The 24,888-nt window shown below is 69.6% G+C and carries 24 protein-coding genes; 13 read left to right on the plus strand and 11 right to left on the minus strand.

What is annotated here, in order from left to right:
- Positions 1 to 6 precede the first annotated feature (6 nt).
- Entirely contained in the window at positions 7 to 849 is an 843-nt protein-coding gene (locus tag JYK02_RS26530; RefSeq protein ID WP_207055011.1) for an imm11 family protein, read from the minus strand.
- A 179-nt stretch (positions 850 to 1,028) separates the two neighbouring features.
- Between JYK02_RS26530 and JYK02_RS26535 the strand changes: the two genes are divergently transcribed.
- The gene (locus JYK02_RS26535) at positions 1,029 to 2,168 is read left to right on the plus strand and encodes an ATPase, T2SS/T4P/T4SS family (RefSeq protein WP_207055012.1); all 1,140 of its coding nucleotides are present in this window, start codon (positions 1,029 to 1,031) and stop codon (positions 2,166 to 2,168) included.
- Here JYK02_RS26535 and JYK02_RS26540 read toward each other — a convergent pair whose 3' ends face one another.
- The 5 genes from JYK02_RS26540 to JYK02_RS26565 all read right to left on the minus strand — a co-directional run bounded on the left by JYK02_RS26540 (position 2,169) and on the right by JYK02_RS26565 (position 6,610).
- Positions 2,169 to 2,519, minus strand: a complete 351-nt coding sequence (locus JYK02_RS26540) for a hypothetical protein (RefSeq protein ID WP_207055014.1) — start codon at positions 2,517 to 2,519, stop codon at positions 2,169 to 2,171.
- A complete protein-coding gene (locus JYK02_RS26545; protein ID WP_207055016.1) occupies positions 2,516 to 3,346 on the minus strand; it encodes a class I SAM-dependent methyltransferase in 831 nt (276 codons plus the stop codon). Before JYK02_RS26545 ends, JYK02_RS26540 begins: the two co-directional genes overlap by 4 nt.
- 5 nt (positions 3,347 to 3,351) lie before the next feature.
- Positions 3,352 to 3,876 (minus strand): hypothetical protein, encoded by a 525-nt coding sequence (locus JYK02_RS26550; protein ID WP_207055018.1) that lies wholly within the window; start codon positions 3,874 to 3,876, stop codon positions 3,352 to 3,354.
- 98 nt (positions 3,877 to 3,974) lie between these two features.
- Positions 3,975 to 4,748 carry a hypothetical protein gene (locus JYK02_RS26555; protein ID WP_207055020.1) on the minus strand — a complete coding sequence of 258 codons (774 nt, stop codon included), beginning with the start codon at positions 4,746 to 4,748 and terminating at the stop codon, positions 3,975 to 3,977.
- Positions 4,749 to 5,209: 461 nt separating this feature from the next.
- A complete protein-coding gene (locus JYK02_RS26565; protein ID WP_207055023.1) occupies positions 5,210 to 6,610 on the minus strand; it encodes a general secretion pathway protein GspE in 1,401 nt (466 codons plus the stop codon).
- A gap of 152 nt (positions 6,611 to 6,762) precedes the next feature.
- Between JYK02_RS26565 and JYK02_RS26570 the strand changes: the two genes are divergently transcribed.
- The 9 genes from JYK02_RS26570 to JYK02_RS26610 all read left to right on the plus strand — a co-directional run bounded on the left by JYK02_RS26570 (position 6,763) and on the right by JYK02_RS26610 (position 14,199).
- Positions 6,763 to 7,782: an SPFH domain-containing protein gene (locus tag JYK02_RS26570; protein ID WP_207055024.1), complete on the plus strand. Its 1,020-nt coding sequence runs from the start codon at positions 6,763 to 6,765 to the stop codon at positions 7,780 to 7,782.
- Positions 7,783 to 7,795: 13 nt separating this feature from the next.
- Positions 7,796 to 8,725, plus strand: a complete 930-nt coding sequence (locus tag JYK02_RS26575) for an NAD+ kinase (RefSeq protein ID WP_207055025.1) — start codon at positions 7,796 to 7,798, stop codon at positions 8,723 to 8,725.
- A 416-nt stretch (positions 8,726 to 9,141) separates the two neighbouring features.
- Positions 9,142 to 9,564, plus strand: a complete 423-nt coding sequence (locus tag JYK02_RS26580) for a PTS sugar transporter subunit IIA (RefSeq protein WP_120527413.1) — start codon at positions 9,142 to 9,144, stop codon at positions 9,562 to 9,564.
- A 33-nt stretch (positions 9,565 to 9,597) separates the two neighbouring features.
- Positions 9,598 to 10,083, plus strand: a complete 486-nt coding sequence (locus tag JYK02_RS26585; protein WP_207055026.1) for a PTS sugar transporter subunit IIB — start codon at positions 9,598 to 9,600, stop codon at positions 10,081 to 10,083.
- A gap of 4 nt (positions 10,084 to 10,087) precedes the next feature.
- A complete protein-coding gene (locus JYK02_RS26590) occupies positions 10,088 to 10,807 on the plus strand; it encodes a PTS sugar transporter subunit IIC (protein ID WP_207055027.1) in 720 nt (239 codons plus the stop codon).
- Entirely contained in the window at positions 10,804 to 11,610 is an 807-nt protein-coding gene (locus JYK02_RS26595) for a PTS system mannose/fructose/sorbose family transporter subunit IID (RefSeq protein WP_207055028.1), read from the plus strand. Before JYK02_RS26590 ends, JYK02_RS26595 begins: the two co-directional genes overlap by 4 nt.
- Before the next feature lie 36 nt (positions 11,611 to 11,646).
- Positions 11,647 to 11,925, plus strand: a complete 279-nt coding sequence (locus tag JYK02_RS26600; protein ID WP_014399907.1) for an HPr family phosphocarrier protein — start codon at positions 11,647 to 11,649, stop codon at positions 11,923 to 11,925.
- Between the two features lie 43 nt (positions 11,926 to 11,968).
- The gene (ptsP, locus tag JYK02_RS26605; RefSeq protein WP_207055030.1) at positions 11,969 to 13,777 is read left to right on the plus strand and encodes a phosphoenolpyruvate--protein phosphotransferase; all 1,809 of its coding nucleotides are present in this window, start codon (positions 11,969 to 11,971) and stop codon (positions 13,775 to 13,777) included.
- Positions 13,778 to 13,872: 95 nt separating this feature from the next.
- Complete coding sequence (locus tag JYK02_RS26610; protein ID WP_207055032.1) at positions 13,873 to 14,199, plus strand: hypothetical protein; 327 nt, start codon at positions 13,873 to 13,875, stop codon at positions 14,197 to 14,199.
- 41 nt (positions 14,200 to 14,240) lie between these two features.
- Here the strand turns inward: JYK02_RS26610 and JYK02_RS26615 are convergent, their stop codons facing one another.
- From JYK02_RS26615 to JYK02_RS26635, 5 genes are all read right to left on the minus strand, one after another.
- On the minus strand, positions 14,241 to 14,780 hold the full coding sequence (locus JYK02_RS26615; protein WP_207055034.1) for an MgtC/SapB family protein: 540 nt from the start codon (positions 14,778 to 14,780) through the stop codon (positions 14,241 to 14,243).
- 12 nt (positions 14,781 to 14,792) lie between these two features.
- Positions 14,793 to 15,395 carry an MXAN_6521/LA_1396 family lipoprotein gene (locus tag JYK02_RS26620; RefSeq protein ID WP_207055035.1) on the minus strand — a complete coding sequence of 201 codons (603 nt, stop codon included), beginning with the start codon at positions 15,393 to 15,395 and terminating at the stop codon, positions 14,793 to 14,795.
- Positions 15,396 to 15,496: 101 nt separating this feature from the next.
- A complete protein-coding gene (locus JYK02_RS26625) occupies positions 15,497 to 18,148 on the minus strand; it encodes an efflux RND transporter permease subunit (protein ID WP_207055037.1) in 2,652 nt (883 codons plus the stop codon).
- 88 nt (positions 18,149 to 18,236) lie between these two features.
- The gene (locus tag JYK02_RS26630; protein ID WP_207055038.1) at positions 18,237 to 20,384 is read right to left on the minus strand and encodes a site-specific recombinase; all 2,148 of its coding nucleotides are present in this window, start codon (positions 20,382 to 20,384) and stop codon (positions 18,237 to 18,239) included.
- Positions 20,385 to 20,501: 117 nt separating this feature from the next.
- Positions 20,502 to 21,092, minus strand: coding sequence for an ABC transporter substrate-binding protein (locus JYK02_RS26635; protein ID WP_207055351.1), 591 nt, complete (start codon positions 21,090 to 21,092; stop codon positions 20,502 to 20,504).
- Positions 21,093 to 21,329: 237 nt separating this feature from the next.
- On the opposite strand from JYK02_RS26635, the gene metK reads away from it, so the two are divergent.
- From metK to JYK02_RS26650, 3 genes are all read left to right on the plus strand, one after another.
- Positions 21,330 to 22,523 carry a methionine adenosyltransferase gene (metK, locus tag JYK02_RS26640; protein WP_207055039.1) on the plus strand — a complete coding sequence of 398 codons (1,194 nt, stop codon included), beginning with the start codon at positions 21,330 to 21,332 and terminating at the stop codon, positions 22,521 to 22,523.
- A 110-nt stretch (positions 22,524 to 22,633) separates the two neighbouring features.
- Positions 22,634 to 23,551, plus strand: coding sequence for a methionyl-tRNA formyltransferase (locus JYK02_RS26645; protein ID WP_207055040.1), 918 nt, complete (start codon positions 22,634 to 22,636; stop codon positions 23,549 to 23,551).
- A gap of 58 nt (positions 23,552 to 23,609) precedes the next feature.
- The gene (locus tag JYK02_RS26650; protein ID WP_347402585.1) at positions 23,610 to 24,881 is read left to right on the plus strand and encodes a glycosyltransferase; all 1,272 of its coding nucleotides are present in this window, start codon (positions 23,610 to 23,612) and stop codon (positions 24,879 to 24,881) included.
- Positions 24,882 to 24,888: the final 7 nt, after the last annotated feature.

The following is a 24,888-nucleotide window of genomic DNA, read 5'->3' on the forward strand; positions in this document are numbered from 1 at the left end:
GCCTCTTCAGTGCCGGGTGTCGGTGACGGGCGTGAAGCGCGCGCCGGTGACGCGCTCCTTCTCCAGGGCTTCCTTCACGACCTCGGAGACGACGAGGGTGACGGGCCAGCCCCAGGGGCGGAACACGCGGGCGCGGCCCACCTGGGCGGGGTCGATTCTCAGGCCCCGGACGGAGCGGTACTGGCCCACGCGCGCGGGGATGCCGTCGCCGGGGCCGTAGCGGTGGAGCTCCAGGCAGGCGGCCTCGTCCACGCAGCGGATGAGGCGCGTGGCGACGACGAGGAAGTACGGCTCCGGCTGGCCCTCGATGTCCACGGGGATGAGCTGCACGTCCTCCGGGGCCAGGCGCGCGAACACGGCGGCCACGCGCGGGTGCACCACGGGGGTGAGGCCTGCGCCCGCGAGGCTGAAGTCCAGCGGGGCGGCCCGCTCCTCGTTGGGGATGTGCAGGGGCCCAGGCGGATCCACGGGGCGCCCGGCGGTGAACATCCACACGTCGCCCACCACCTTGTCCTCCAGGTCCTGTGGGTCGCCGGGCTCCCAGCGGCCGGGGGCGCGGAAGTCGTCGTGCAGGTCGTAGAAGCGCGCGGAGGTGACGCCGGCGCGGCGGACCTTGCGGTTGCTGACGTGCGGGGTGGCTCCGTGCGCGACGATGCGGACGGCCGGACGGCGGGGACGGCTGGTGCCGTGCTTCGCCTGGGGGGAGGGTTCCTCCGCGACCGACGCACGCGAGCGCCGGGGCGCGGCGGCGGGTTCGGTCCCGCCGGCCGGGCTCTGCCGGTCCGGAGGGCTGCTTTCGGCGGGGCGGTGCCACAGCCGTCGCAGCGCGTTGGTGAGACGCCTGAACATCAAGCGATGTTACCCAAGCGCCTGCTGGAGGGGAGCCCCTACCGTACGGCTTCCTCGCCCGTCCTCAAGGCAGGCCGGCAGCCGTCGGGGGTGGCCCATGTGGGGCCATGGGAGACGGGGCCTGCCGGGAGCCGCTTCGGACGTGGCCGGGCCACGGGGCCATGCCATGGTCCGCGCCCATGACGACCCCGAGCCCGAAGTCCGAAGCCCCCGCGACGCCGGAAGCCGTGTTCGCCCGCCTGCTCCAGGGGCTGAGGGAGGCGGGCAGGGCTCCGGCTGGAGCGCCGGCCACGCCGAAGACGCCCGAGGCGCTGGCGGCGGCCCTCTTCGACGTCGCGGGAAGCACGGGCGCGGCGATGTTCTCCGTCTGGGCGGCGGATGACACGGACAGCGCCGAGGACGGGGACGGGGAGGGTGGGGACGTGGGGGCAGGGGAGCGGATCATCAACGCGGGCATCTCGCTGTTCTTCATCGCGAAGGACCCGTCAGGCACGGTGGGACTGCTGGGCGCGGAGCGGATCCCGGTGCGTCAGCCCATGGCGTACGAGCTCTACCGGCCACTGGGCAACGCGCTGACGGCGTACGCGAAGCGGGGCGCGGATCCGGTGATGCCGGACCGGGGCAGCGTGGCCTTCCCTGCGGGCGCGGCGGATCCGGACGTCGAGTTCCGCGTGTCGTTCCGCGAAGACGCGCTGGGCACCTGGACCACGGCGCTGGCGAGGGACCGGGAGACGCGCAAGGCGTACCCGAGCATCGCCAGCCTCCCGCTGTCCGCCGAAGCGGCGCGGTTCCTGAAAGGGCTCTTCAACCGCCTGGACAAGTCGCTGTTCAACGGCCAGGTGGTCCTGCTCACGGGCGCATCCAGCACGGGCCGCAGCACGACCCTGCGGGCCGTGATGGACGCGCTACCTGACAACGTGCACGCGCTGGCGGCGGTGGAGGATCCGAAGGGCGGACCGGGAGGGGCCATCGGCGTCGTGAAGGTGGGCGGGGAGTTGCCGCTGACGCAGGCGCTGCGTTCATTCCTGCGGCAGGACCCGGACCTCGTCTTCGCGGACGAGGTGCGCACGCTGGAGGACATGCAGATGCTCTGCAACGCGGCGTTCACGGGACACGCGGCGGTCAGCGTCCTGGAAGCGAAGACCCCCGAGGAGGGCTACGCCTGGCTGACCGAAGCCATGCCGGGACTGCCCGTCTCTGCGTTCATCGTGCATCACACGCGCGACGCGGCGGGCACACTGGCGATGACGCTCCACGAGACGAAGTCCACGGAGGACGGCAACACGCTGCGCCTCGTCCCGTGGACGCCTGGGAGCTGATCAGGCCTCTGGGAAGATGGTCCCGATGGTGTCCTTCACCACGGGGTACTTGAAGAGGAAGGGCGGTCCCGCGCCCAGCGGCTTCCATCCCGCGCGGAGGGCCCGCCGGATCATCTCGCGAACCATGGCCGTGGTGATGCCGGTCTGATGCGGGACGATCCAATTGTCCGGACGGCTGATGCCGAGCCGGACGACCAGGACCCGTCGAGGACCCTCCGAGAGGGCCTGGACCGCAAGGTTCATGGGGCCGGCGAAGTCCGCCTGGAAGTGCGTCGGCTTCCGTCGGATGTGCCAGAGGTACTCGGTCCCATCGACCTCGACGCGGCGGCTGCCCTTCCTGGGAAGGCTCATGTCGCGCGAGCCTCGCGCGTCGCCGTCAGCTGCCGCATGCCCCAGCGCAATGGAACGCTGCCGTCCGTACGCCGCAGTGGTTCCACGGCCTGGAGGAACGCGGCCTGAAGAGACGCCTGTGCCGCTGGAGACAGACGGTCCGCGTCGTACGTCGTGAGCAGCGACTCCCAGACCTCGCTCGGTGACCCATCTCCCTGCACGGAGAGGGACCGCACCGTGACGTCCGCGAAGCCCTCGGCGAAGAGTTCCCGCAGCCCATCCACGGAGCGGACACGCGAGTCGCCCAGCCGCGTGGGAGGAACCGTCGCCGTGCTCTTCATGAGCCCTGCGAAGACTTCCAGCGCCTGCCCCGGCACCATGTCCCCGCCCACGACGATGGACACCCGCCCGCCCGGCTTCAGCACGCGCCGCAATTCCGCGAGCACGGTCTCCACGTCGTCCATCAGCATGAGCGCCAGGTGGCTCAGCACCACGTCCACGCTGGCATCCCCGAATGGAAGCGACTGCGCCCGTCCCTGGATCAGCGTCGCCGCTCCGTTCAACCGCGCCCGCGCCGCATCCAACTCATGCGCGCTCATGTCGAGCCCGACGAGCGACAGCCCCGGTTGCTCCCGCCGCGCAAGCAGCTCCAACAGGTGCCCATCTCCACACGCCAGGTCGAGCACCGTCAGGGGCCGTGCATCGCGAGGCACGACGGCCTCCAGCAGCGCATAGGTCGAAGGAGCCGATTCCTTCGCGTGCACGGGCGCGTGCGCGAACCACCGCGAGGTCACCCCCGCGAGGCGCGCATGGAAGTCGAGCAGGTAGGACTCGGAAGGGGAGGGCATGGGCACTACATCCAGGAGAGCCATTCCGTTGGGGGCGTCCAGCGATGGGCGTACTGCTGCCGCTCCGCAGGGGGCAGGCGCTGCCAGAATGAAGACCAGACGTGAGCGAGCCAATACTCTCCGTTGCCTTGACGCCATCCTGACGACACAGGGCCGTACCCGGGAAATGCCTTCCAGGGAGGTGCCATGTCCCCGGTCTGGTTGAGTTCACGGGTCCTGAGGAGAAATGCTTCGTTCATCCCGATCAGGGCAATCTGGCAGACCCATTCGCTCCAGGAATTCACCTGGACCAGGAGGCGTGCTTCCTCCTGACGCCCATGCTCCTCGCAATGCGGAACCCCGTCGAGGAGCCGTTCTCTACGAAGGAGCCCCAACCATCCTGGGGGCGCATGAACGGGAAGCCAGCGCTGCACGGCCCGCAGGCAGACGCAACATTCCTGGGGGAACGCCAGGGAGTGTTCCTTGCGCCAGCGTTCCAAAGCCGGGACGGCCAGGAACACCTCTGTCTGCCGCAGCGTGGGATAGCCCATGAATGCCAGGCTCGTATTACTTATGGCCTGAGATTGCTCTCGGGCAGGGACCGAGGACTTCGCAAGCCTGAAGACACGTTGGATCTGTCGGTCCAGATTCATGATCCCCAAGAGTCAGGCCACTGGTTTTCGTCGATCAAGTCCGCGACCCAGTCTGCCCCGAAGTACCCTGCCGTTCCAACGATGAGCGCGCCTGCGAATCCGGTGAGAATGGCTCCTGGGCCCGTTTCGAATCCCAGCGTGGCACCGGTCAGTGCGCCAACCTTCATCCCTGCCATGGCCGCGGCCCACCCACCGACCTGGCGGATTCCTTCCGCGGTGATGGGCTTGATGGAGGCCTGCTTCACGGACTTCTCGGTGGCCTTGCTGACGTCATAAACCGTGAACGCCAGGCCAATGACCTGGATTGCCTTCAAGCTTCGAGCCGCAGTCATCGCATGATGAGTTCGTTTGATGGCTGACGCGGGCACGTTTCCTTCCAGCAGGACCTCGCCTTCCATCACGATGGCCTTCCTGAGCTTGTCGATGCGGGTTCGCCAGTCAGGGTGGGCTTTCTCGAGACGCGCGAGATCCTCCAGGATGGCTTCTGTCGAGTGAATTTTCACCCCTGCGTCCGTTGCCTTCTGGATGTCGATATAGACAGGGCGTCCCGTGATGTTGGGCGCACCAGCCCTCTGGGTGCTCGCCGAAAGGAACCTGCTTTGATTGTGTCCCAGCGCGTGCTCTCCCAGTGAGAAGGATGAGGTGGGACTTGGGGGCTTCATGCCAAAGATTTCTGGGTTCGCCAGGAAGTACTCCGCCTGACTGGCGCCCGGGAACTCAAGCACCTTCCTCACGACCTTCCCGGAAGGGACGGTTTCATCCACGACCACGAAAAAGAAGCCCCTCCACTTGTCGCTGTCCAGGGGGTGTTCGTGGACGGCTTGGAGTGCCTTGTGGCAAGGACCTCCTCCTGGGCCAGGGGAAGGTAGACCTTGTCTCCGACCTGCAACCATCCACGGCGCCGATGTCCTGATGGGAGCCGGCCCATGATGAGTGGGTTCTGCTGCTCAAGCGCACTCATTGGAACCTTGTAGTGCTTGGCGATGAGCCACAACGAACTCAGACCGTCTGATTCATTGACCACATGGATGCCGGGCACACTCACCTCCGCAATGGCAATGCAAGGGTGAGCCAAAGAGGAGCTGCAAGACAAGGAGGGTGGATACCGCGTCGCTGGTTCTTTGAAGACACCACTCCAAGGGATGCGTAGCCTCAGGCCACCTCTCCGGTCCTTCCTTGGCTGTGTATGTTATTGAGGCCCATGACATGGGCATGAACGCCGCACGCACCTTCAGCGCCGGGGCTTCTTCTGTCCCGCGTTCGTGGCTTCAGCCGTGAGGGCCAGCACGGAGTACAGGTTCATCGTGTAGACGCTGTTCTCCGGCTCCAGGTCCGAGGCCTTCTGGAAGAACGCACTGGCGCGCTCGTAGTCGCGCTGGTGGTTCAGGAGGATCATCCCCATGCGGTTGTAGAGCGGCGCGGGCTTCGGCAGGAGCCCGATGCTGCGCTCCAGCAGGTCCAGCGCCTCCGCCAGCTTCCCGGCCTGCTCCAGCCGCACGACGCGCTGGAGCACCTCCTCCCGCGTGTCCTCCACCCTGGGCGGTGACACCGGCGGCATCGTGGGAGGCTTCGCCGTCAGCGCCGTCCCCAACGTCACGGACGGCGTCGGTGCCGGAGGCCGGGCCGCCGGAGCACGGGCCGCCACCGCCTTCGCGGACGGCGGCGGCTTCGGCTCACCCCGGTCGAACACGGGCGTGCCATCCCCGGAGAACGATGCATCCGTCGAAGCCAGCGTGCCCACCAGCTTCGTCACGCCGCGCTCGGACAGCGACTCGAACACCGCGCGCAGCTCCAGCTCCGTCACCTGCGTGATCAGCGCCATGTCCGACAGCGCCGTGCGCCCGTCCACGAACGACAGCACGTACGCCTCGAACGGGCTCAGCGGCTGGTTCACCAGGTCCAGCCCCGCCACGATGACCGGCCGCACCGGCGGCCCCTTCTTCGCCGTGGCCTGCGCCTGGAACGCCACGACCCGCGTCGCCTCCTGCTGGGGCGGCCGGGGCACGCCGCGCGCTCCCGTCTGCTCGGGCTTCGTGAGCAGCGCGCGCACCAGCGACACGTTGTCCCGGGGCGGCAGGTCGTCCACGCTCCGCACGAGCAGCAGCTCACAGCGCGCGCACTGGAAGTCCCCCGGCATGCACGACGCTCCGCAGTGCGGACACACCAGGTCCTCCGGCGGGTGCTCGAAGGCGTTCGCGTCCGCGTAGTAGTGCTTGCGGATGGCCGCGCGGATGGACCGGCGCACCGCCACGAACGGCAGCACCTGCGCCACCCCCACCGTCGAGGCAATCTCCTCCAGCGCCCGCTGCCGCTGCGGCTCGGAGATGGCCACGTACAGCGCGTCCTGTGCCAGCCGCAGCGGCATGAAGTCGAAGCCCTCCGCCAGCCGCACCGGCACGCGCTCCAGGAGTGCGGGGTCCACCTTCGCCTGCGCCAGCTTCTCCGTGGACACGAAGCGCGTCTTCAGCTCCTGCGCCAGGAGCCGCAGCACCGGCGTCTCGTCCACGCCCAGCCGCACCAGGCACTCGCCCAGCTTCAGCCCCGTCTCCTGCTGCCGCGCGAGCGCCCGGGACAACAGCTCCGGCGTCAGCACTCCATCCAGGACCAACTGCTCCCCGAGCTTGCGCGTCATGCCCCCGATTCAAGGCCGCCCGGGCCCACCCCGTCCACCGGCATCCACGCCACCTACACCGCTTTCCCTCCAACCTGTGTTGCGAACGTGTATGGATGACACTAAGATGGTGTCGAAAATACACAAACGCAGCAGGTGAGGGGGATGCGCGGATGTTCTTCGGGTACATGAAGTCAACGCCGACCACGTACGTGATGCAGTACCGGGACGGCGAGGTGGTCCGCGAAGGTGCGGGCCTGTCGTTCCTCTACTGGAAGCCGGCGACGACGCTGGTGGCGGTGCCGCTGTCGAGCGCGGACGTCCCGTTCGCCTTCAACGAGGTCACCCGCGACTTCCAGCCGGTGACGATTCAGGGCCAGCTGACATACCGGGTGGACGACCCGCGCAAGCTCGCGGGGCTCCTGGACTACTCCATCACCCCGTCGGGGCGTCACCGCTCGGAGGACCCGGAGAAGCTGGCGGACCGGCTGGTGCAGGCCGCGCAGGTGCGTGCCCGCGCGGTGGTGCAGTCCCTGAGCCTGCGCGAGGTGCTGGTCCAGTCCGACATGCTGGAGGCGCGCGTGCTGGCGGCGCTGGCGGAGGCCGAGTCCGTGAAGGCGCTGGGCGTGCACGTGATGGCCTTCTCCGTGCTCTCCATCCAGCCCACGCCGGAGATGGCGCGCGCGCTGGAGGCCGCCGCGCGCGAGGGGCTCCAGCGGGAGGCGGACGAGGCCATCTACGCCCGCCGCAACGCGGCCGTGGAGCAGGAGCGGCGCATCAAGGAGAGCGAGCTGGCCACGGAGCTGGTGGTGGAGGAGCGCCAGCGCCAGATTCGCGAGGCGAAGATGGCCGCGGACATCGCGGTGGAGGAGCAGCGCGCCGCCCTCATGGAGCGCTGGGTCCAGAACGAGCGCCAGTCCGCGGACGCGCGCGCATACACCCTGGAGAAGACGCTGGAGCCGGTGCGCAACATGGACTGGAAGACGCCGCTGGCCACGTCCTCCAACGGCGGCGACCCGGCCCTGAACATCGCCCTGGCCTTCCGCGAGATGGGCGAGAACGCGGAGCGCATCGGCGAGCTCAACGTGTCGCCGGACCTCCTGCGCTCGCTGCTCCCCGCGGACTCCAGGCCGCACAAGCCGAACAAGCCCCCCCGGGCCGAAGTCCAGACCTTCGACCCTCGCGACCGCTGAAGGGAGGCCCCGGATGAACACCCCGTTCGAGAAGGTGGTCCTCGTCACACGCAAGACGCGGCTGGCGGACCTGGTGGTGCGCTTCAACACGAAGAAGCAGGCGAAGTTCTATGTGGAGCGCAACAACCAGGACTTCAACGCCTTCGAGGCGGAGGACGACACCTACCGCCGCGCGGTGGACGGCCTGCGCTCGCAGTTGGACGTGGGGCTGCCGGTGCAGCAGGTGGACCGCTCGCTCGTACCCACCTTCCTCTTCACCGGCAAGGAGCTCGTCGTGGCGGTGGGGCAGGACGGGCTCGTCGCCAACGTGGCCAAGTACGTGGGCAGCCAGCCGCTCGTGGGCGTGAACCCGGACCCCGAGCGCTTCGACGGCGTGCTGCTGCCGTTCCTCCCGCGCGACGCCCGGGCCGCCGTGCTGCGCACGCTGGAGGGCCGCGCGAGGGTGCGCCAGGTGCAACTGGCGGAGGCGCGGCTCCAGGACGGCCAGCGGCTGCTCGCCTTCAACGACCTGTTCATCGGCGCGCGCACGCACGTGTCCGCCCGCTACGAGGTCCGCTACGGCGGGAAGGAGGAGTCGCAGTCCTCCAGCGGCGTGCTCGTGTCCACCGGCGCGGGCTCCAGCGGGTGGCTGTCGTCCGTGTTCGCGCTCGCGCGGGGCCTCACCCGGTGCACGGGCGGCACGCCGGGGAAGCCCTGGACGCTCGGTTGGGAGGAGGCGCGGCTCGCCTTCGTCGTGCGCGAGCCCTTCGTCAGCCGCCACTCGGGCGCGGACATCGTCGGCGGCTTCGTCACGGCCCAACAGGAGCTGGTGCTCGAGTCCCGCATGCCCCAGGGCGGCGTCATCTTCAGCGACGGCATGGAGGAGGACTTCCTCACCTTCGGCGCCGGCGCCACCGCGCGCATCCGTCCGGCCGAGCAGAGGGCACGCCTGGTCGTCCACTGAGACACCGCACCCGATGCGACAGGTCCCAAGAATCCGGGACGCCCCGAGTATCGATGGACCTCGCGGGCACTCCCCGGATTTCCGGGTGATACAGCCGCTTCCACGCGATGGCCCGGTCGCCTTCCTACCCACCGAGCGGGGACCGTGGAGTCGCCCCGGAGGGCACGCACCGCGCGGGTGCGCCGTGCATCTCTACAGCGTGGGGAGACCGCGCCCGGCTCCCCGTCCGGCAGACGACACCGTGTCCCTTCCCCGGACCTGAAATTCCAGGCATGGTGGGCGCAGTCGCCTTACCTTCGAAGCGTAGTCGTTGGGGCAGTGGTCCCAGGTGCAGGCGGAAAACTTCGCCGGAGTTGCGTCCGGTCGTTGATGGGCGTAGGACGCAAATCTCCCGGGAAGTTGCTCAGGGGTGATCAATGGTCGGCCTCGTCATCGCATCGCACGGGCGTCTCGCGGATGAGCTTGTCTCAACCGCTGAACAGATCGTGGGCAAGCTGCCCGCCGTGGCCACGTGCAACATCGAGCCGGGGGCTCCCGTCGAGGACCTCCGCGCCAAGATGAAGCTGGCGGTCAAGGCCGTGGATGAAGGGGACGGTGTCATCATCATGGCCGACCTCTTCGGAGGTACCCCCTGTAAGGAATCGCTGATGATGTGTCAGCGGATGAATCTGGAGGTCCTGGCCGGCGTCAATCTGCCCATGCTGCTGAAGGCCAACTCGCTCCGTTCGGAGCAGATGGCCCTGTCGGACATGGCCAACCAGCTGGCGTCGTACGGCCAGCGCAACATCACCTGTGCATCCGCCCTGCTTCGCGAGGCCCAGCAGCAGCCGCGAACTTGACGGACCCGCCCGGGTCGGCGATTCGAGACTGCCGTGATCACCCTGGTCCGCGTCGACAACCGCCTCATCCATGGTCAGGTCGTCGAAGCCTGGCTTCCCCACCTCAAGGTGTCCCGTGTGGTGGTGGCGGACGATGAGGCGGCCTCCAGTCCCCTCATCCGTGCCGCCATGGCGCTCGCCGTGCAGAGCGCCATCGAGGTGCAGATCCTCCCGCTTGCCCAGGTGGACTTCGCCGCCCTGTCCAAGGACGGCGTGCGCACCCTGGTGCTCTTGAGGGACGTCGCCTCCGTGCCGTTCGCCTTCCAGCACGGGCTGGCCATGGACCAGCTCAACCTGGGCAACGTGCACTTCGGCACCGGCCGGCGGCAGGTGTCGCCGTCCGTCTTCCTGGCGGAGGGCGAGCTGCAGGCCCTCCAGCAACTGTCCGCGCAGGGCGTGCGCGTGGAGGCGCGCGCCGTGCCCGCGGAGAAGTCCGTGGACCTGCCGGACCTGACCGAGCGCTGGTCGAAGGCCGGGTGAGCCGGTGAACGTCGGCTGGACCCAGGTGGCGCTCGCGTGTCTCTGGGGGGGCCTGGTGGCCGTGGAGCGCAAGGCGTTCCTCCAGGCCATGCTGTCCCGGCCCCTGGTGGCCGCCACGTTCATGGGCGCCCTGCTGGGTGACGTGGGCGGGGGCCTGTCCGTCGGCATGCTGCTGGAGCTGTTCTACCTGGGGACCGCCAACCTGGGCGCCTCCCTGCCGGAGAACGACACCATCGCGGCCACTGGCACCGCCGCCGCCGCCGCCACCCTCACCACCGCCACGGGCGCGGGCTCCACGCCGGCCATCTGGTCGCTGGCCGTGCTGCTCTTCATCGGCCTGGGGCGGGTGGGGCGCCGGCTGGACCGGCTGCTGGAGGGCTACTCCGCCCGGCTCGCGCGCGTGGCGCTGGCGTCCGCGGAGGCCGGCAACCTCACGCGCGCGATGCGGCAGAACCTGTGGGGCATGTGGCCGCACTTCGTCTGCTACGGCGCCATCACCGGCGCGTGCGCGCTGGCCGGCTACTTCCTGGAGCCGGTGATGGTGGCGCTGCCGCACGGGCTGGTGCGGGGCCTCGCGTGGGCGTACCCGGCCATGGCGTCCGTGGCGGCGGCCATCGCGGCGCAGTCCAGCCACGCGAAGCGCGCTCCCCTGTACGCGGGGCTTGCCGCGGCGGCCGTCACCGCGGCGGTGGTGCTGGTGCAGTTGCAGGAGCAGCGGCCATGAGCGTGCAGACGACGCCCACGCCCGCGGCCGCCCCCGCCTTCACGCCGCCCGCGCGGCTGTCGCGGGGCACGGTGCTGCGCGTCTTCCTGCGCTCGCTCTTCCTCCAGGCGTCGTGGAACCCCAAGGGCATGCAGAACCTGGGGCTCGCGTACGCGGTGTATCCCGCGCTGGAGCGGCTGTACCCGCCGGGCCCGCAGCGCGAGGCGGCGGTGCGCCGGCACCTGGTCTTCTTCAACACGCACCCATACGTGGCCGCGGCCATCGTGGGCGGCGTGGTGAACCACGAACAGAAGATTGCCCGGGGGGAGGAGACGCCGGACCGGGTGGTGGGCTTCAAGGCGGCGCTGATGGGGCCGCTGGCGGCGCTGGGGGACGGGTTCTTCTGGCTGTCGCTGAAGCCCGCGGTGGGCGGCCTGTGCGCGGCCATGGTGCCCTTGCTGGGCGTCTGGGCGGTGGTGCTCTTCCTGGTGCTCTACAACCTGGTGCACCTGCTCTTGCGCATCCGGCTGTACTGGCTGGGCCTGAGCCTGGGGGACCGGCTGGTGGAGGCCGTGGCGCGGGTGAACCTTCCTGCCAAGGGCGCCCGCCTGCGGGGCGTGGCGGCGGCGAGCGCGGGCGGGCTGGCCGCGTGGCTGGCGGTCAGCTTCGGGGCGACGGCGGGCGGGACCTGGGCGCCGTTCCTGGCGGTGGGGTGCCTGGCGGTGGGCGTGTTGGCGTACGTGGCCGTCAACCGGCGGGTCCCCACCTACGTGGTCCTCTATGTCGCGGCGGGATTGGCCTGCGCGGCGGGCGCCTTTCTGTGAGTACGAACACCTTTTGAGTGAAGCAGGAGTCGCACGATGGCGAGTGAAGCCGAGGGAACCTTCGAGATCATCAACGCGCTGGGGCTGCACGCCCGGGCCGCGGCGCAGATGGTCAAGGTGGCCAACCGCTTCAAGAGCGAGGTCTCCATCCAGGCCTCCGGGCAGCGCGCCAACGCCAAGTCCATCATGGGCGTGCTGATGCTCGCGGCGGCCCAGGGCACCAAGGTGAAGCTCACCTGCAAGGGCGAGGACGCCGAGGCCTGCCTGTCCGAATTGAAAAAGCTCATCGAGGACCGGTTTGGCGAAGCGCAGTGAGCGTCGAAAGGGGAGGTAGACTCCCCTAGAGGTCAGGAAAACCGTGAGCAGCCAGGCCACCCCCACACTCAGGTTGACGGGCATCGGCGCCTCCCCGGGCGTGGCGGTGGGCCATGCCTTCATCCTGGACCGGAAGCGCATCCGCACCCCCAAGCTGCGCCTGGCGGACGCGGAGGTGGAACCCGAGCGGATGCGGATGAAGACGGCCATCGACCTGTCCGACCGCCAGCTCGCGGAGCTGAAGGACCAGATTACGCGCACGGAGGGCAGCGACCACGCCCTCATCCTGGAGGCGCACCGGCTGATGCTCCACGACCCCATGCTCGTGGACGAGGTGAACCGCCTCATCGTGGAGGACCGCATCAACGCGGAGTGGGCCGTCCGCCGCACGGCCCGCAAAATCAAACACCTCTTCGACAACATCCCGGACGAGTACTTCCGCGAGCGCCGCTCGGACGTGGACTACGTGGCGGACCGCATCATCCGCAACCTCATGGGCCAGGTGGTGGACGAGGAGGTGGAGGTGCCGGCGGAGGCCATTGTCGTCGCGCATGACCTGCCGCCCGCGGACGCCGCGATGATGGCTCGCAGCGGACGCGTGGCGGGCTTCGTCACGGATTTGGGCGGACAAACGAGCCACACCGCCATCGTCGCCCGCGCGCGGGAGACGCCCGCGGTGGTGGGCGCGGGGCGCGCGAGCGAGCAGATCTCCCCGGGCGACCTCGTGGCCATGGACGGCACGCGCGGCGTGGTGCTGGTGAACCCCACCGAGGACCAGCTGGCGCTGTTCCGCGAGGAGCAGCGCCGCTACCTGGAGAGCGAGCAGCTGGCGCTGGCCACGAAGGACCAGCCCGCGGTGAGCACGGACGGCTTCCGCATCCGGCTCAACGGCAACATGGAGTTCCTGGAGGAGATCCCCTCGCTCTTGGCGCACGGCGCGGAGGGCATCGGCCTGTACCGCACGGAGTTCATGTTCCTGGACCGCAAGACGGCGCCCACGGAAGAAGAGCACTACCGCGCCTACAAGCAGGTGCTGGAGGCCATGGGCGGCCGGCCCGTCACCATCCGCACGCTGGACCTGGGCGGCGACAAGGTGCCGGGCAAGACGAAGCACGAGAAGGAACCCAACCCGGCCATGGGCCTCAGGGCCATCCGCTACTGCCTGTCCAACCGGGAGCTGTTCCGCGTCCAGCTGCGCGCGCTCTTGCGCGCGAGCGTGCACGGCAACCTGCGCCTCATGTTCCCGCTCATCTGCGGCGTCAGCGAACTGCGCGAGGCGCGCAGCGAGCTGGAGGCGTGCCGCACGGCGCTGGGGCGCGCGGGAGTGCCGGTGGGCAAGCGCTTCCCGGTGGGCATCATGGTGGAGACGCCCAGCGCGGCGACCATCGCGGACCGGCTGGCGCAGGAGGCGGACTTCTTCTCCATCGGGACGAACGACCTCATCCAGTACTCGCTCGCCATCGACCGCCAGAACCGCGAGGTCGCGTACCTCTACCGGCCGCTGCACCTGTCGGTGCTGCGCATGCTCCAGGGCATCGTGGACGCGGCGAAGAGCGCCAACATCCCCGTCTCCATGTGCGGTGAGATGGCCGGTGACCCGCTCTTCACCCTGGTGCTCCTGGCGCTGGGCTTCGACGAGCTGTCCATGACGTCCGGGCAGATTCCGGTGGTGAAGCGGCTGATGCGCCGGGTGAGCCGGAGCGAGGCGGTGGAGATGCTCCAGGGGGCGATGGAGCTCACCACGGCGGAGGAGATCGAGCGCTTCGTGCGCACGGAGATGGACCGGCGCTTCAGCGGCCAGGAGGGCTCGCTGCTGTCGCCCGTGCGGGACCCCGAGCCGGAGCCCGTGTAGGCCCTGCTCCCCCTGGCTGAATGCAGCGGGGAGGGGGTCGCCGTTTCCAGGCAGGGTGCACACTTTGGCCGGACACGGATGCAGGAGGCAGCAGCGTGTTCAAGCCAACGGACATTCAGCGGGGCATGACGGTGCGGGACCGGGACGGCGAAGCGCTCGGGGGCATCGTCGCGGTGGACCCGCGCGGCTTCACCATCGGCAAGGGGCGCATCTTCGAACGGGAGTACCCCGTGCGCTTCTCCGACGTCGCGGACCTGGACGGGGATGACGTCTACCTGCGCCGGGACCTGGCCAGCCTCCCGGGCGCCATGCTGGCGGAGGGCGCGCTGGAGCTGGAGGACGGCCACTGCCACCCGGACACGCCGCACCGGCCGGTGGCCTACACGCACGACCTGACGGGCGCGCTGGTGCCCATGGAGTAGGAGCGAATCGCAGCGGCCGCTCGCTCGGTGCGCCGCGCGCTTCAATCCGGACGGGACTCCTCCTCACCCAAGGGGGGCCCGTCTTCGTCGTTCTTGCCGCCGCTGGAGCGCTCCCTGGGGCGCCCGCCGTGGCGATGCTCGTCGGGCGTCAGCAGGCGGGAGACGGGGCGCAGCACCACCAGTGACAGCAGGGCCAGGGCCACGGTGGCGCTGGCGGCCATGTAGAGGCCCAGGCCGCAGGCCAGGCCCACCGCCGCCGTCACCCAGAGGTTGGCCGCGGTGGTGAGCCCCTTCACCGCGCCCCCGTTGCGCAGGATGACGCCCGCGCCCAGGAAGCCGATGCCCACGACAATCTGGCTGGCGATGCGGCTGATGTCCGTCTGCGTGCCGCCGGGGTTGGCGCCGGAGCGCAGCAGCTCCTCCGTGTAGACGCTGGAGAGCGTGAAGCAGCACGCCCCCAGCGCCACCAGCGTGTGCGTGCGCAGCCCCGCGGCCTGGTTGCGCGCCTCGCGCTCCACGCCCAGCACGCCGCCCAGGAGCGTGGCCAGCACCAGGCGCCAGATGAGGACTTGAGGATCCACCGGGCCTGGACGCTACTCGCCCAGGTCGATCTTCTCGTCCTTGTCCGCTTCGTTCAGTTCGGGATTGGGCAGCGTGTCCAGCGTGGCCACCAGCAGCTTGTAGGACGGGACGACGTAGGGCTCCACGTCCGGGCCCAGCTCCTTCACGTACTGCTCCTTGCGCTCCACGTACTTCTTGTCCTCGGAGTCCCAGCTGCCGCCGGCCTCCGCGGCCCAGACCTCCTCGCCGTCGCGGCAGCGGATGAGCTGCGCCTTCAGCGCCACCTCCGCGCCGTCCTCCACGCGCTTCACCGTCGGGTCCAGCCAGAGCACGCCCTCGATGCCCTCCACGCACTGGTCCTTGAAGGTGGTGTCCGTGGGGCGCTCCGGCAGGGACGTGTTGGCCTTCACCAGGTAGTCCCGGTTCTGGTTCAGCCACTGCCGGGCGATGAGGCTCCACAGGTCACCGATGTACTGCTGCCCCTGGGGGAACGGCTGCGTCACCACCGCCAGCCGCTTCACCTGCTGCCGGTCCACCGTGGCGTAGTCGTCGCGCAGCCGCTGGCTCTTCACCGTGCCGCAACCCGTGAGCACCATCAGGCCCAGCACCGCGCCCACCCGCTTGAACGTCCCCATGGCTTGAAGCTCCCGAAGAAAAGAACGGCCCCGCGCTTCCCTTTGGGGGAAGGCGGGGCCGTGAGGTCCGGCGCGGGATATTAAGCGCTTCTTTCGCGCTGTCAGGCGGCGCGTGTGGAGGACGTGTCGCCCCCCGTCGCGGAACCGCCCTCTGGCGAACGTCCCGCGTCCTTCTGCCGCTTGTCGTGCATCAGCTGCATCACCGCCGCCAGCACCGTGAAGGACACCAGCAGCGTGGTGATGAGGCCGATGCAGGCCACAAGGCCCATGGAGCGCAGGCCGTTGTGGCTGGCCACCAGCAGCGCCGCGAAGCCCGCCACCGCCGTCAGCGTGGAGGACGCCACCGCCGCGCCCACGCTGCGCAGCGCCACCAGCGGGGACGTGCCCTCCAGGAAGCGGTGCAGCAGGTACAGGCCGTGGCTCACGCCGAAGCCCAGGAGGATGGGCAGGATGATGATGTTCATGAAGTTCAGGCGCAGGTCGAACAGCGCCATGAAGCCCATCATCATCGCCAGGCCCACCGTCAGCGGAATCACGGACGCCAGCGCCAGCTTCGCGTTGCGGAAGTCCGCGAAGTGCATCACGAGAATCCACAGCGCGGTGAGGATGACCGTGAGCTTCGCGTCCTTGAGCACCATGCGCGCCAGCGACGCGTAGAGCTGCGTGGCGCCCGCGGCGCGGAACTCCTTCTCCACCGGCGCGCCCGTGGGCCCGCCTGTCGTGAACTTGCCCGGCGTCACCATTCCCTTGATGGAGGAGGTCTGGTCCGCGAACTGGAGCATCTGCTTGCCGTCCCACAGGTCCACGCTCGGGTAGATGAACGTGAGGTAGCCGTGGTTCTCCGGGCTGGTGGTGGGCAGGTGGCGGAACTGCGACGCGTAGATTTCCGGCACGTGGTGCACGTCGAAGGGACGGGCCTCCAGCATCTTGAAGAACAGGGCCGCCTTCTCCTGCGTCTCCGGCGGCAGCGCCTTCACGTCGATATCCTTCAGCTCCTCCTGCCACTCCTCCAGGATCTTCGTGTTCGCCTGCGCGATGCCCTCCGGCGGCACGAAGGTGAAGAGGCTCATCACCTGGGAGATGGCGGGGCGCTTCTTCGGGTCGGTCGTCAGCTCCTTGTAGAGGGCCTCCGTCTCCGCCAGGTCCTTCGTGTAGACGGCCAGCGGGTCGCTGGCGATCTTGAAGCGCGCGTTGATTTCATCCTGCAGCACCACGGACGGCTGGTTCGCCGGCATCAGCGCGCGGGTGTTGTAGTTGAAGCGCACGCCGTAGGGCAGCCGCGCGAAGAAGCCCGCGTCCGCCGGGGGCTCGCCGCTCTTCCACGGGATGGCCGCGCCGCACACCACGGCGACAATCACGCAGCCCACCGCCAGCACCAGGCCGGGGCGCGGGATGCGCAGCTCCTTGCCGGACGCGTTGTTCGCGGGCGGCGGCTTCATGATGCCGATGAGCTTCTGGGGCAGCTCCGGGTTCTTCCGGCCGGCCAGCGCCAGCATCGCCGGGCACCAGGAGAACAGCGTGAAGCCCAGCATCAGCGTGCCCGTGCCGGCCAGGAAGCCGAACTGGGAGAAGCCTTTGAACTCGCTCACCATCAGCACGTAGAACGAACCCGCCACCACCACCGCGGACACCAGCGCCGGACGGCCCGCGTTGATGACCGCGTCGCGGATGGCCACGTCGTAGCGCTTGCCCGCGCCCAGCTCCAGGCGCGTGCGGAAGATGAAGTGGATGCCGTAGTCGATGCCGAACCCCATCAGGATGCCGCCCAGGATGGAGGTGATCATGTTGAGCTCACCCAGCGTCGCGTAGGTGAAGCCCAGCGTGTACAGCGTGCCCGCCACCGTGCCGCTCACCACGATGAGCGTGGGCGCCCACTTGCGGAAGAACGCGATGGTGATGGCGAAGATGGCGACCAGCGCGATGATGGTGACCGGCTGGAGCGAGTCCTCGATGGCGTACGAGTCGTCCACCGCCGTCTTGTAGGAACCCGTGAAGCCGTAGGCGACCGTCTTCTTGTCGCCCATCTTGTAGTAGTCCTCCACCAGCTGCACGCCGGCCTTGTTGCTCTTGGAGTACTGCTCCAGGTCCGCGCGCAGCTTGTCCACGTACAGCTTCGTCTGGCCAATCTGGTTGGTGTCCCACATCGGCTTGATGAGGAGCAGCAGCAGCTTGCGGTCCTGGGAGATGTAGTAGTCGTCCGCGATGCTCTTGTTGCCAACGCTGGAGTACTTGTCGACCAGGTCCTGCAGGTCCAGCTTCACCGGCTCCGTCTTCTTGATCTCGATGTAGAAGGGGTTCGCGCGGCGGATCTGATCCTTGAGGAACGCCATGATGCGGCGCTTGCCCTCGGCCAGGTCCTCCGTCTTCACGAACAGCACCATGTTGTTCTGCACGAACTCGACGGGGATCTTGTAGGTGATGGAGCGCGCGTGCTCCTTGTCGTTGCCCACCATCACCGCCAGGTCGTCCGCCACCTTCTTGAGCGTGGCCTCGTCATCGCCGCGCAGCGCGACCATGAAGAAGCCGCTGCCGCCCACCATGTCGATGACGCGCTTGACGTCCTTCACCTCCTGCAGGTCCTGGGAGATGAGGTCCAGCTGGTTGGAGTTGATGGTCAGCTTCGACGTGCCCCACACGGCCAGGCCGAGCAGCAGCAGCAGCACGGTCATGACGGTGCCGGGGCGCCGGACCAGCATCTCTGCGTAGGCCAGGGCGAGGCGGGGCGGGGGATGGGACGAGGGATTGCCGCTCATGGGCGCGGGACCCTATCGCTGAACGTTCCCGCCCGGAAGCAAAGCCCGGGATGCCTGTCCGCCCTACCTGCGCGCAGGACAGGGCCTCTCACCCGCCGGGAATAACTCCTGGCTGGACCTCCGCCCCGGCGGGGACGGGCTCGTCCCGGGGCGGGAGGAGGAAGGGACCGGGCTGGCGCAGGAAGCGCAGGGCCATGGCGCCCATGAAGCGCAGGCCCTCGCGCAGCGGCACGTCGCGGGCGCGCAGGGCCACGCCCAGGGCCAGCGCGAAGGACACGCCGAAGTTGACGACGCCGACGACGAGCACCCCCGCCACGGCCGCCAGGAAGTCCGGCTCCAGGACGGCGGACGGGCCCAGCGCGCAACCGGCCAGGGTCAGCGACGCGAAGGAGAACGTGACGTGCCGCACGTCCAAGGGCAGGCCGAAGAAGCCGCCCACGCCCGGCGCCACCGCCAGCAGCACGCCCAGGGTGATGCTGCCGCCCACGCCCGCCGCGTGGTGCATGAGGGCGTCCGCCACGCGCCGCGCCCCGCCCGCGCCCACGAGCGCGCGCAGCACCCGGTGGTGGGCCAGCGACTCCGGCAGGCGGCGGTAGACGACGAAGTTCTCGAACCAGCCCGCGGCCACGCTGGACGCCCACAGCAGCACGCCGGTGAGCGCGGCGTACAGGAGCGTGGCGCTCTTCCACGGGTGCAGCGCGTCCACCACGTGGCGGGCCTGCGCCTGCTCCAGGAACGGGTGGCCCGTGAACGCCTGGAGGCCCAGCGCCAGCGCCACCGCGACGGGCAGCACGCAGCCCAGGTTGCCCAGGATGGCCGCCAGTTGTGAGCGGGTGACGCGCGGCACCAGGGCAATCAGCCGCTCCATGCGCCCGGAGCCCGAGTCCTCGCCCACCGCGGCCGCCAGCGTGGAGGCCGTCATGGACGGCTGCTTGGTGGCCAGGGTGAGCCCCAGCAGCTGCATCAGCACGAAGCCGCCGGCGTAGTTGAGCGCGACGAAGAGGCCCGCGAAGAAGGGGGCCAGCGGCAGGCCCACCAGGACGAACTTCAGCGCGGCGGCGAGCGTCGCCACCAGCCCGCCGCCCGCCGCCGAGTGCACCATGTGGTGGTACTCGGCGGGCGTGGAGGTGATGTAGTGCTCGCCGCTGGTGCCGGTGCGCTCGATGATCTTCCGCGCCATCAGCCGCGTGTTGCGCCGCACCAGCGCGCGCACGGAGCGGTCCGCGTGCGCCAGCCGCAGCAGCTCCGACAGGAGCGCCAGCGCCTCGCGCCAGCGGGCCTCGCCCCGGGCCGCGCCCAGCACCCGCGCGATGGCCTCCATCCGGTCCAGGCCGCGCCGGATGCGCTCCAGCCGGTACACCAGGTCCACGCTGACGCCGGAGGACTCCAGCTGCCGCGTGACGGAGCGGGCCACGCCCCGGCAGTCATCCACCGCGCGCGTCAGGTCCTTGAGCGCGTCCGGGGCCGCGTCGCGGGCCAGCACCACGTCGCACACCATGCGCAGCCGCAGGAACGGGGATGCGCGGAAGGACAGCTCCGGGGTGCGGTCGCGCACGTCCTCCGCCAGCCCCAGCGCCGCCACCTGCACGCCCAGCATCAGCAGCGCGTCCATCAGGTCGCCGCGCACGCGCGAGGACGGGGTGGGGTCCGGTGGCGGCGGCTCGCCCACCAGCGCCGTCAGCCGCGCCAGCAGCACCGGGGACAGCGCGCCCAGCCACGCCGCGTCCTCCGGCACCGGGAACAGGCGCAGGAGCAGCTCGGACAGCTTGCCCGGCTCCGGCGGCGTGGGCAGCACGCCGCGCACGAAGCGGTCCGTCAATTCGGAGAAGAAGCCGTTGCCCGCGCTCAGGCCCACCTGGGCGAAGAGCTTCAGCCCCCGGCTGCCCGCGCACACCCCGGACACCAGCCGCGTGACGGACGCGCGCAGGGCGGGCTCACCCTCCAGCACGCGCACCAGCAGCGCCAGCCGCGAGTTCGTGGGGGAGAGGGTGGGGTCCTCCGCGTCCGTGAGGCCCTGGGCGGGGATGCGGTCGCGCATCCAGTGGATCCACCGCGCCACCCACTCCAGGCGCGGCTCCAGGCCGTCACCCGGGACCTCCGACAACAGCCGGAGCAGGTCCCGCACCGCGGGGTGGCCCGGCGCCCGGGGCGCGTACTGCACACAGAACGCGTCCACCTCGCGCGCGGACGGCGCGCTGCGGGCCCGGAACGGCGGGGCGGGGGTGGAAACGGTCATGCTCCAGGCGCTCCGGGAACGGGGAACGCCCGAGCCTACCCGGCCCGCGCCTCCCCCGGAACCCGGAGGGAGGACGAGGGCCTGACTGATTGGCTGCTGAAGGGGGGAACGGCTGGATTACTTCAGCTTCACCGCACCCAGTTCGTCGTTCTTCTTGCGCATGGCGCCGAGCAGGCCGTCCCAGCCGCCCTCCTTGAAGAGGGGGCGGACCTGATCATCGCGGATGCCGGTGAGCATGGAGTCACCCAGCACGGACACGTCCACGACCTTCCAGTTGGCGCCCACCTTCTCCACGGCGTACTTCAGCTTCATCTCCTGCTTCTTGAGCGGGTGGTTGATGAAGATGGTGGAGCCCACGAGCGCCTTGTCGCCCGTCACCTGCGGCTCGTCGTAGGTGATGGAGTCCAGGTTCTTGAAGTTCTCGCGGACCTTGGGGAAGGCGATCTTCGCGAAGAGGCTCTGGAACAACTGGGTGAACTCCTTGCGCTGGGCGTCCGTGGCCTTGGTCCACTCGTCGCCGAGCAGGAAGAGGCCCTGCTGGTCGCTGCCCAGGTTCTCCAGGGCCTTGAGGTCCTTCTCGTAGCGCACGGACTGCACGACGGTCTTCACCGGCTTGGTGATGGCTTCGGACGCCTTGGGCGCGGCGAGCGCGGGCACGGCGAAGGTGAGGGCAACCAGGAAGGGGAGGGTGCGGATGCGGGCGTTCAGGTTCATATGGGTCGTGACCTCCAGAAGAAGGGCGCGGGTCGTGTAGCCAGGGGAACGCCCGGCGGACCATTAAATTCATCCGGCGGGCGGGCACACCCGGCGCGTCGGGTCCGCCCGGCCAACGGGCGCTGCCCCCGAATAAAGCCGGGCACCTGCAGGTTTGACTCTGCTGGGACCGCACGTTTAGTGTCCGCCCCCTGCGCTGCGTCACCGAAATAGCGCGAAGCCCGAGACGACATGCCTACCGACTTCCTGTTCACGTCTGAATCCGTCACCGAGGGCCACCCGGACAAGATCGCCGACCAGATCTCCGACGGTGTGCTCGATGCCATCATCGCCAAGGATCCGCAGGCGCGCGTCGCCGTGGAGACGCTCGTCAAGACGGGCCTCGCCATCGTCGCGGGTGAAGTGACGACGAACACCTACGTGGACATCCCGAAGATCGTCCGCTCCACCATCACGCGCATCGGCTACACCGATAGCTCCATGGGCTACGACGGCAACACCTGCGGCGTCATGGTGGCCATCGAGGGCCAGAGCCAGGACATCGCGCGCGGCGTGGACAACAAGAAGGACCAGGGCGCCGGCGACCAGGGCATGATGTTCGGCTTCGCGTGCGACGAGACGCCGGAGCTGATGCCCGCGCCCATCCACTACGCGCACGCGCTGACCCGCCGCCTGGCGGAGGTGCGCCGCAAGAACCACCCGTGGATCCGCCCGGACGGCAAGAGCCAGGTCACGGTGGAGTACAAGGACGGCAAGCCGCTGCGCATCGACGCGGTGGTGCTGTCCACGCAGCACTCGGATGACGTCTCCAACAAGAAGATCCAGGAGGCCATCCGCGAGGACGTCATCCTGAAGGTCCTGCCGAAGAAGCTCATCGACAACAAGACCAAGTTCTTCATCAACCCCACGGGCCGCTTCGTCATCGGCGGCCCCATGGGCGACTCGGGCCTCACCGGCCGCAAGATCATCGTCGACACCTACGGCGGCATGGGCCGTCACGGTGGCGGCGCGTTCAGCGGCAAGGACCCGTCCAAGGTGGACCGCTCGGCCGCGTACATGGGCCGCTACATCGCGAAGAACGTCGTGGCGGCGGGCCTGGCCAGCCGTTGCGAGGTGCAGGTCTCCTACGCCATCGGCGTGGCGGAGCCCGTCAGCGTGATGGTGGAGACGTTCGGCACGTCCACCGTGCCGGAAGAGCAGATCGCCCGCGCCGTGCGCCAGACCTTCGGCCTGCGCCCGCGCGAGATCACCGAGCACCTGGACCTGCTGCGGCCCATCTACCAGAAGACCGCCGCGTACGGTCACTTCGGCCGCTCGGACAAGGAGTTCACCTGGGAGCGCACGGACAAGAAGGACGCGCTCCGCGAGGCGGCCTCCTCCGCCGCCCCCGTCAAGACGCGCACGCCGCGCCTGAAGGCGGTCTGAGGCACTTCCGGTAGGCACTCCGGTTGAGCCCACGCGCTCGTCCCTCCTTTGGGGCGAGCGCGTTTTCATTCGCCGGGCATTCACGGTGGGTGAATTGTTAGGACACGGCCATGCCGACTTCCGGTGCCGCGTCTGGCTGGCGCATCGTGCTGCTCACCGTGGCCCCCGCGGTGGCGCACGACTTCACGTTGTCGCTGCGGGCCCAGGGACACGAGGTGGTGGCGCTGGTGGTGCCGGCGGGCGTCCGGGGCCTGCGTCCGCTGGACCTGGAGGGGTGGGCGGAGCTGGGGCGCCTGTTCGAGGCCGCGCCGCCGTCATTGGACGTGCTGCTGGTGAGCGAGCGGGCGCACCTGACGTCCCGGCTGACGGAGCTGAGGCCGGACCTGCTGCTGTGCTTCTTCTTCCCGTGGAAGCTGCCGCCGGAGTCGCTGGCGCTGCCGCCGCTGGGCGCGGTGAACGTGCACCCCTCGCTGCTGCCGCGCTACCGGGGGCCGTGCCCGCTGGGGTGGGCGCTGCGCGAGGACGCGCGCGAGGTGGGGCTGACGTTCCACCGCATGGACGCGAGCTTCGACACCGGGCCCGTGCTCGCGCAGGGGACGTTCCCGCTGCGGGACGAGGACACGGAGGAGCTGATCTTCGAGAAGCTGATGCTCGCGTCGCGCCGGCTCCTGCCGCGCGTGATGGAGCGCGTGGCGCGAGGGGACGTGGGCGAGCGGCAGCTGGAGGCGGCCGCCACCTTCGCGCCCTTCTTCGAGCCCGCGTACCGGGACATCGACTGGCATGACAGCGCTCGCGCCGTGCACCTGAAGGTGCGCGCGTGCCGCTTCGCCGCGTGGCGCGAGGGCAACGGCGATGCGAGGGCCCGGCTCCAGGGCCGCTGGATGCGCGTCCAGCGCACGCGGGCGTGGCGGGGGGAGGACCCTCGCTCGGCGCCGGGCACGCTCCTGGCCCGGCAGGGGGACGAACTGCTGGTGCAGTGCGGGGATACGCCCCTCTGGGTCGTGTCGCACGAGCCGGAGGTGGGCTGAGCCCACCGCCGCGGGCAGACGGGCGGGGACCGCGGGCGCGTGGGTGGCGCCTGCGGGCGTGCGGACGCAGACCAAGGGCATGGCGAAGAATCCCAGAGACCCGTCCCCGCTGGTCCAGGTCGAGCACTACGAGCGCTACGTGGGCGCGGAGGCGGTGGAGCGCATCCTGGAGAAGGCGCGCCCGCTGCAGGACCTGCGGGTCGCGCACGTCAACTCCACGTACTACGGCGGCGGGGTGGCGGAGCTGCTGTCGCCGCTGACGCTGCTGACGAACAGCGTGGGCATGGCCACGGAGTGGCGGGCCATCCAGGGGCCGCCGGACTTCTTCAACATCACGAAGAAGATGCACAACGCGCTGCAGGGCGCGGACATCCACCTGACGCCCATGAAGGCGACCATCTACGAGGAGGTCGTCTACGAGAACGCGGTCCGCAACCGGCTGGACCACGACCGCGTCGTCATCCACGACCCGCAGCCGTTGCCCATCGTGCGGCACAGCCGCAAGCGCGGCCCGTGGATCTGGCGCTGCCACGTGGACCTGTCCCACCCGGAGCCGTCCCTGTGGGCGTACCTCAAGCCGTTCGTGGAGCAGTACGACGCGACGGTGCTGAGCGTCCCGGAGTACGCGCGCGAGCTGTCCGTCCCGCAGGTGTTCTTCATGCCAGCGATTGATCCGTTCTCCATCAAGAACCGGGAGATGCACGAGGCTGAAATCGAGGAGCGGCTGCGCCACCACCGCATCCCCACGGACCTGCCGCTGGTGGTGCAGGTGTCGCGCTTCGACCGGTGGAAGGATCCGGAGGGCGTGGTGGCCGCGTGGCGGCTGGCGCGCAAGGAGATGCCGTGCACGCTGGTGCTGCTGGGCAACATGGCGTCGGACGACCCGGAGGGACAGAAGGTCTACGAGCAGGTGATGCGGCACAAGGACGAGCGGCTGATGGTCCTCAGCCGCGAGGACACGGCGCTGGTGAACGCGCTCCAGCGCCGCGCGGCGGTGGTGGTGCAGAAGTCGCTGCGAGAGGGCTTCGGGCTGACGGTGGCGGAGGCGATGTGGAAGGGCACGCCCGTCATCGGCGGGAACGTGGGAGGCATCCGCCACCAGATTGAAGACGGGCACAACGGCTTCCTGGTGGACACGGTGGACCAGTGCGCCGCGCGCATCGTGCAGGTGCTGCGCAACCCCAGGCTGCGCCACCAGCTGGGGCACCGCGCGCACGAAACGGTGCGCCGCCGCTTCCTGCTCACGCGCTACCTGGAGCAGTACCTGGACCTCTTCAACGCCTTCGAGGCCCGCTACCACCTGCGCCCCTTGCCGCACGTCTCGACGTGAGGCCGCG

The organism is Corallococcus macrosporus (genome assembly GCF_017302985.1).
GTDB classification, from domain to species: Bacteria; Myxococcota; Myxococcia; order Myxococcales; family Myxococcaceae; genus Corallococcus; species Corallococcus macrosporus_A.

Coding starts and splice junctions, on each gene's coding strand:
- JYK02_RS26540 (WP_207055014.1), bottom strand. CDS start 2,519: ATGAGCCTTCCCAGGAAGGGCAGCCGCCGCGTCGAGGTCGATGGGACC.
- JYK02_RS26530 (WP_207055011.1), bottom strand. CDS start 849: ATGTTCAGGCGTCTCACCAACGCGCTGCGACGGCTGTGGCACCGCCCC.
- JYK02_RS26570 (WP_207055024.1), top strand. CDS start 6,763: ATGTTCTTCGGGTACATGAAGTCAACGCCGACCACGTACGTGATGCAG.
- JYK02_RS26565 (WP_207055023.1), bottom strand. CDS start 6,610: ATGACGCGCAAGCTCGGGGAGCAGTTGGTCCTGGATGGAGTGCTGACG.
- JYK02_RS26620 (WP_207055035.1), bottom strand. CDS start 15,395: ATGGGGACGTTCAAGCGGGTGGGCGCGGTGCTGGGCCTGATGGTGCTC.
- metK (WP_207055039.1), top strand. CDS start 21,330: ATGCCTACCGACTTCCTGTTCACGTCTGAATCCGTCACCGAGGGCCAC.
- JYK02_RS26550 (WP_207055018.1), bottom strand. CDS start 3,876: ATGGGCTATCCCACGCTGCGGCAGACAGAGGTGTTCCTGGCCGTCCCG.
- JYK02_RS26580 (WP_120527413.1), top strand. CDS start 9,142: ATGGTCGGCCTCGTCATCGCATCGCACGGGCGTCTCGCGGATGAGCTT.
- JYK02_RS26625 (WP_207055037.1), bottom strand. CDS start 18,148: ATGAGCGGCAATCCCTCGTCCCATCCCCCGCCCCGCCTCGCCCTGGCC.
- JYK02_RS26535 (WP_207055012.1), top strand. CDS start 1,029: ATGACGACCCCGAGCCCGAAGTCCGAAGCCCCCGCGACGCCGGAAGCC.
- JYK02_RS26645 (WP_207055040.1), top strand. CDS start 22,634: ATGCCGACTTCCGGTGCCGCGTCTGGCTGGCGCATCGTGCTGCTCACC.
- JYK02_RS26545 (WP_207055016.1), bottom strand. CDS start 3,346: ATGCCCTCCCCTTCCGAGTCCTACCTGCTCGACTTCCATGCGCGCCTC.
- JYK02_RS26595 (WP_207055028.1), top strand. CDS start 10,804: ATGAGCGTGCAGACGACGCCCACGCCCGCGGCCGCCCCCGCCTTCACG.
- JYK02_RS26575 (WP_207055025.1), top strand. CDS start 7,796: ATGAACACCCCGTTCGAGAAGGTGGTCCTCGTCACACGCAAGACGCGG.
- JYK02_RS26630 (WP_207055038.1), bottom strand. CDS start 20,384: ATGACCGTTTCCACCCCCGCCCCGCCGTTCCGGGCCCGCAGCGCGCCG.
- JYK02_RS26600 (WP_014399907.1), top strand. CDS start 11,647: ATGGCGAGTGAAGCCGAGGGAACCTTCGAGATCATCAACGCGCTGGGG.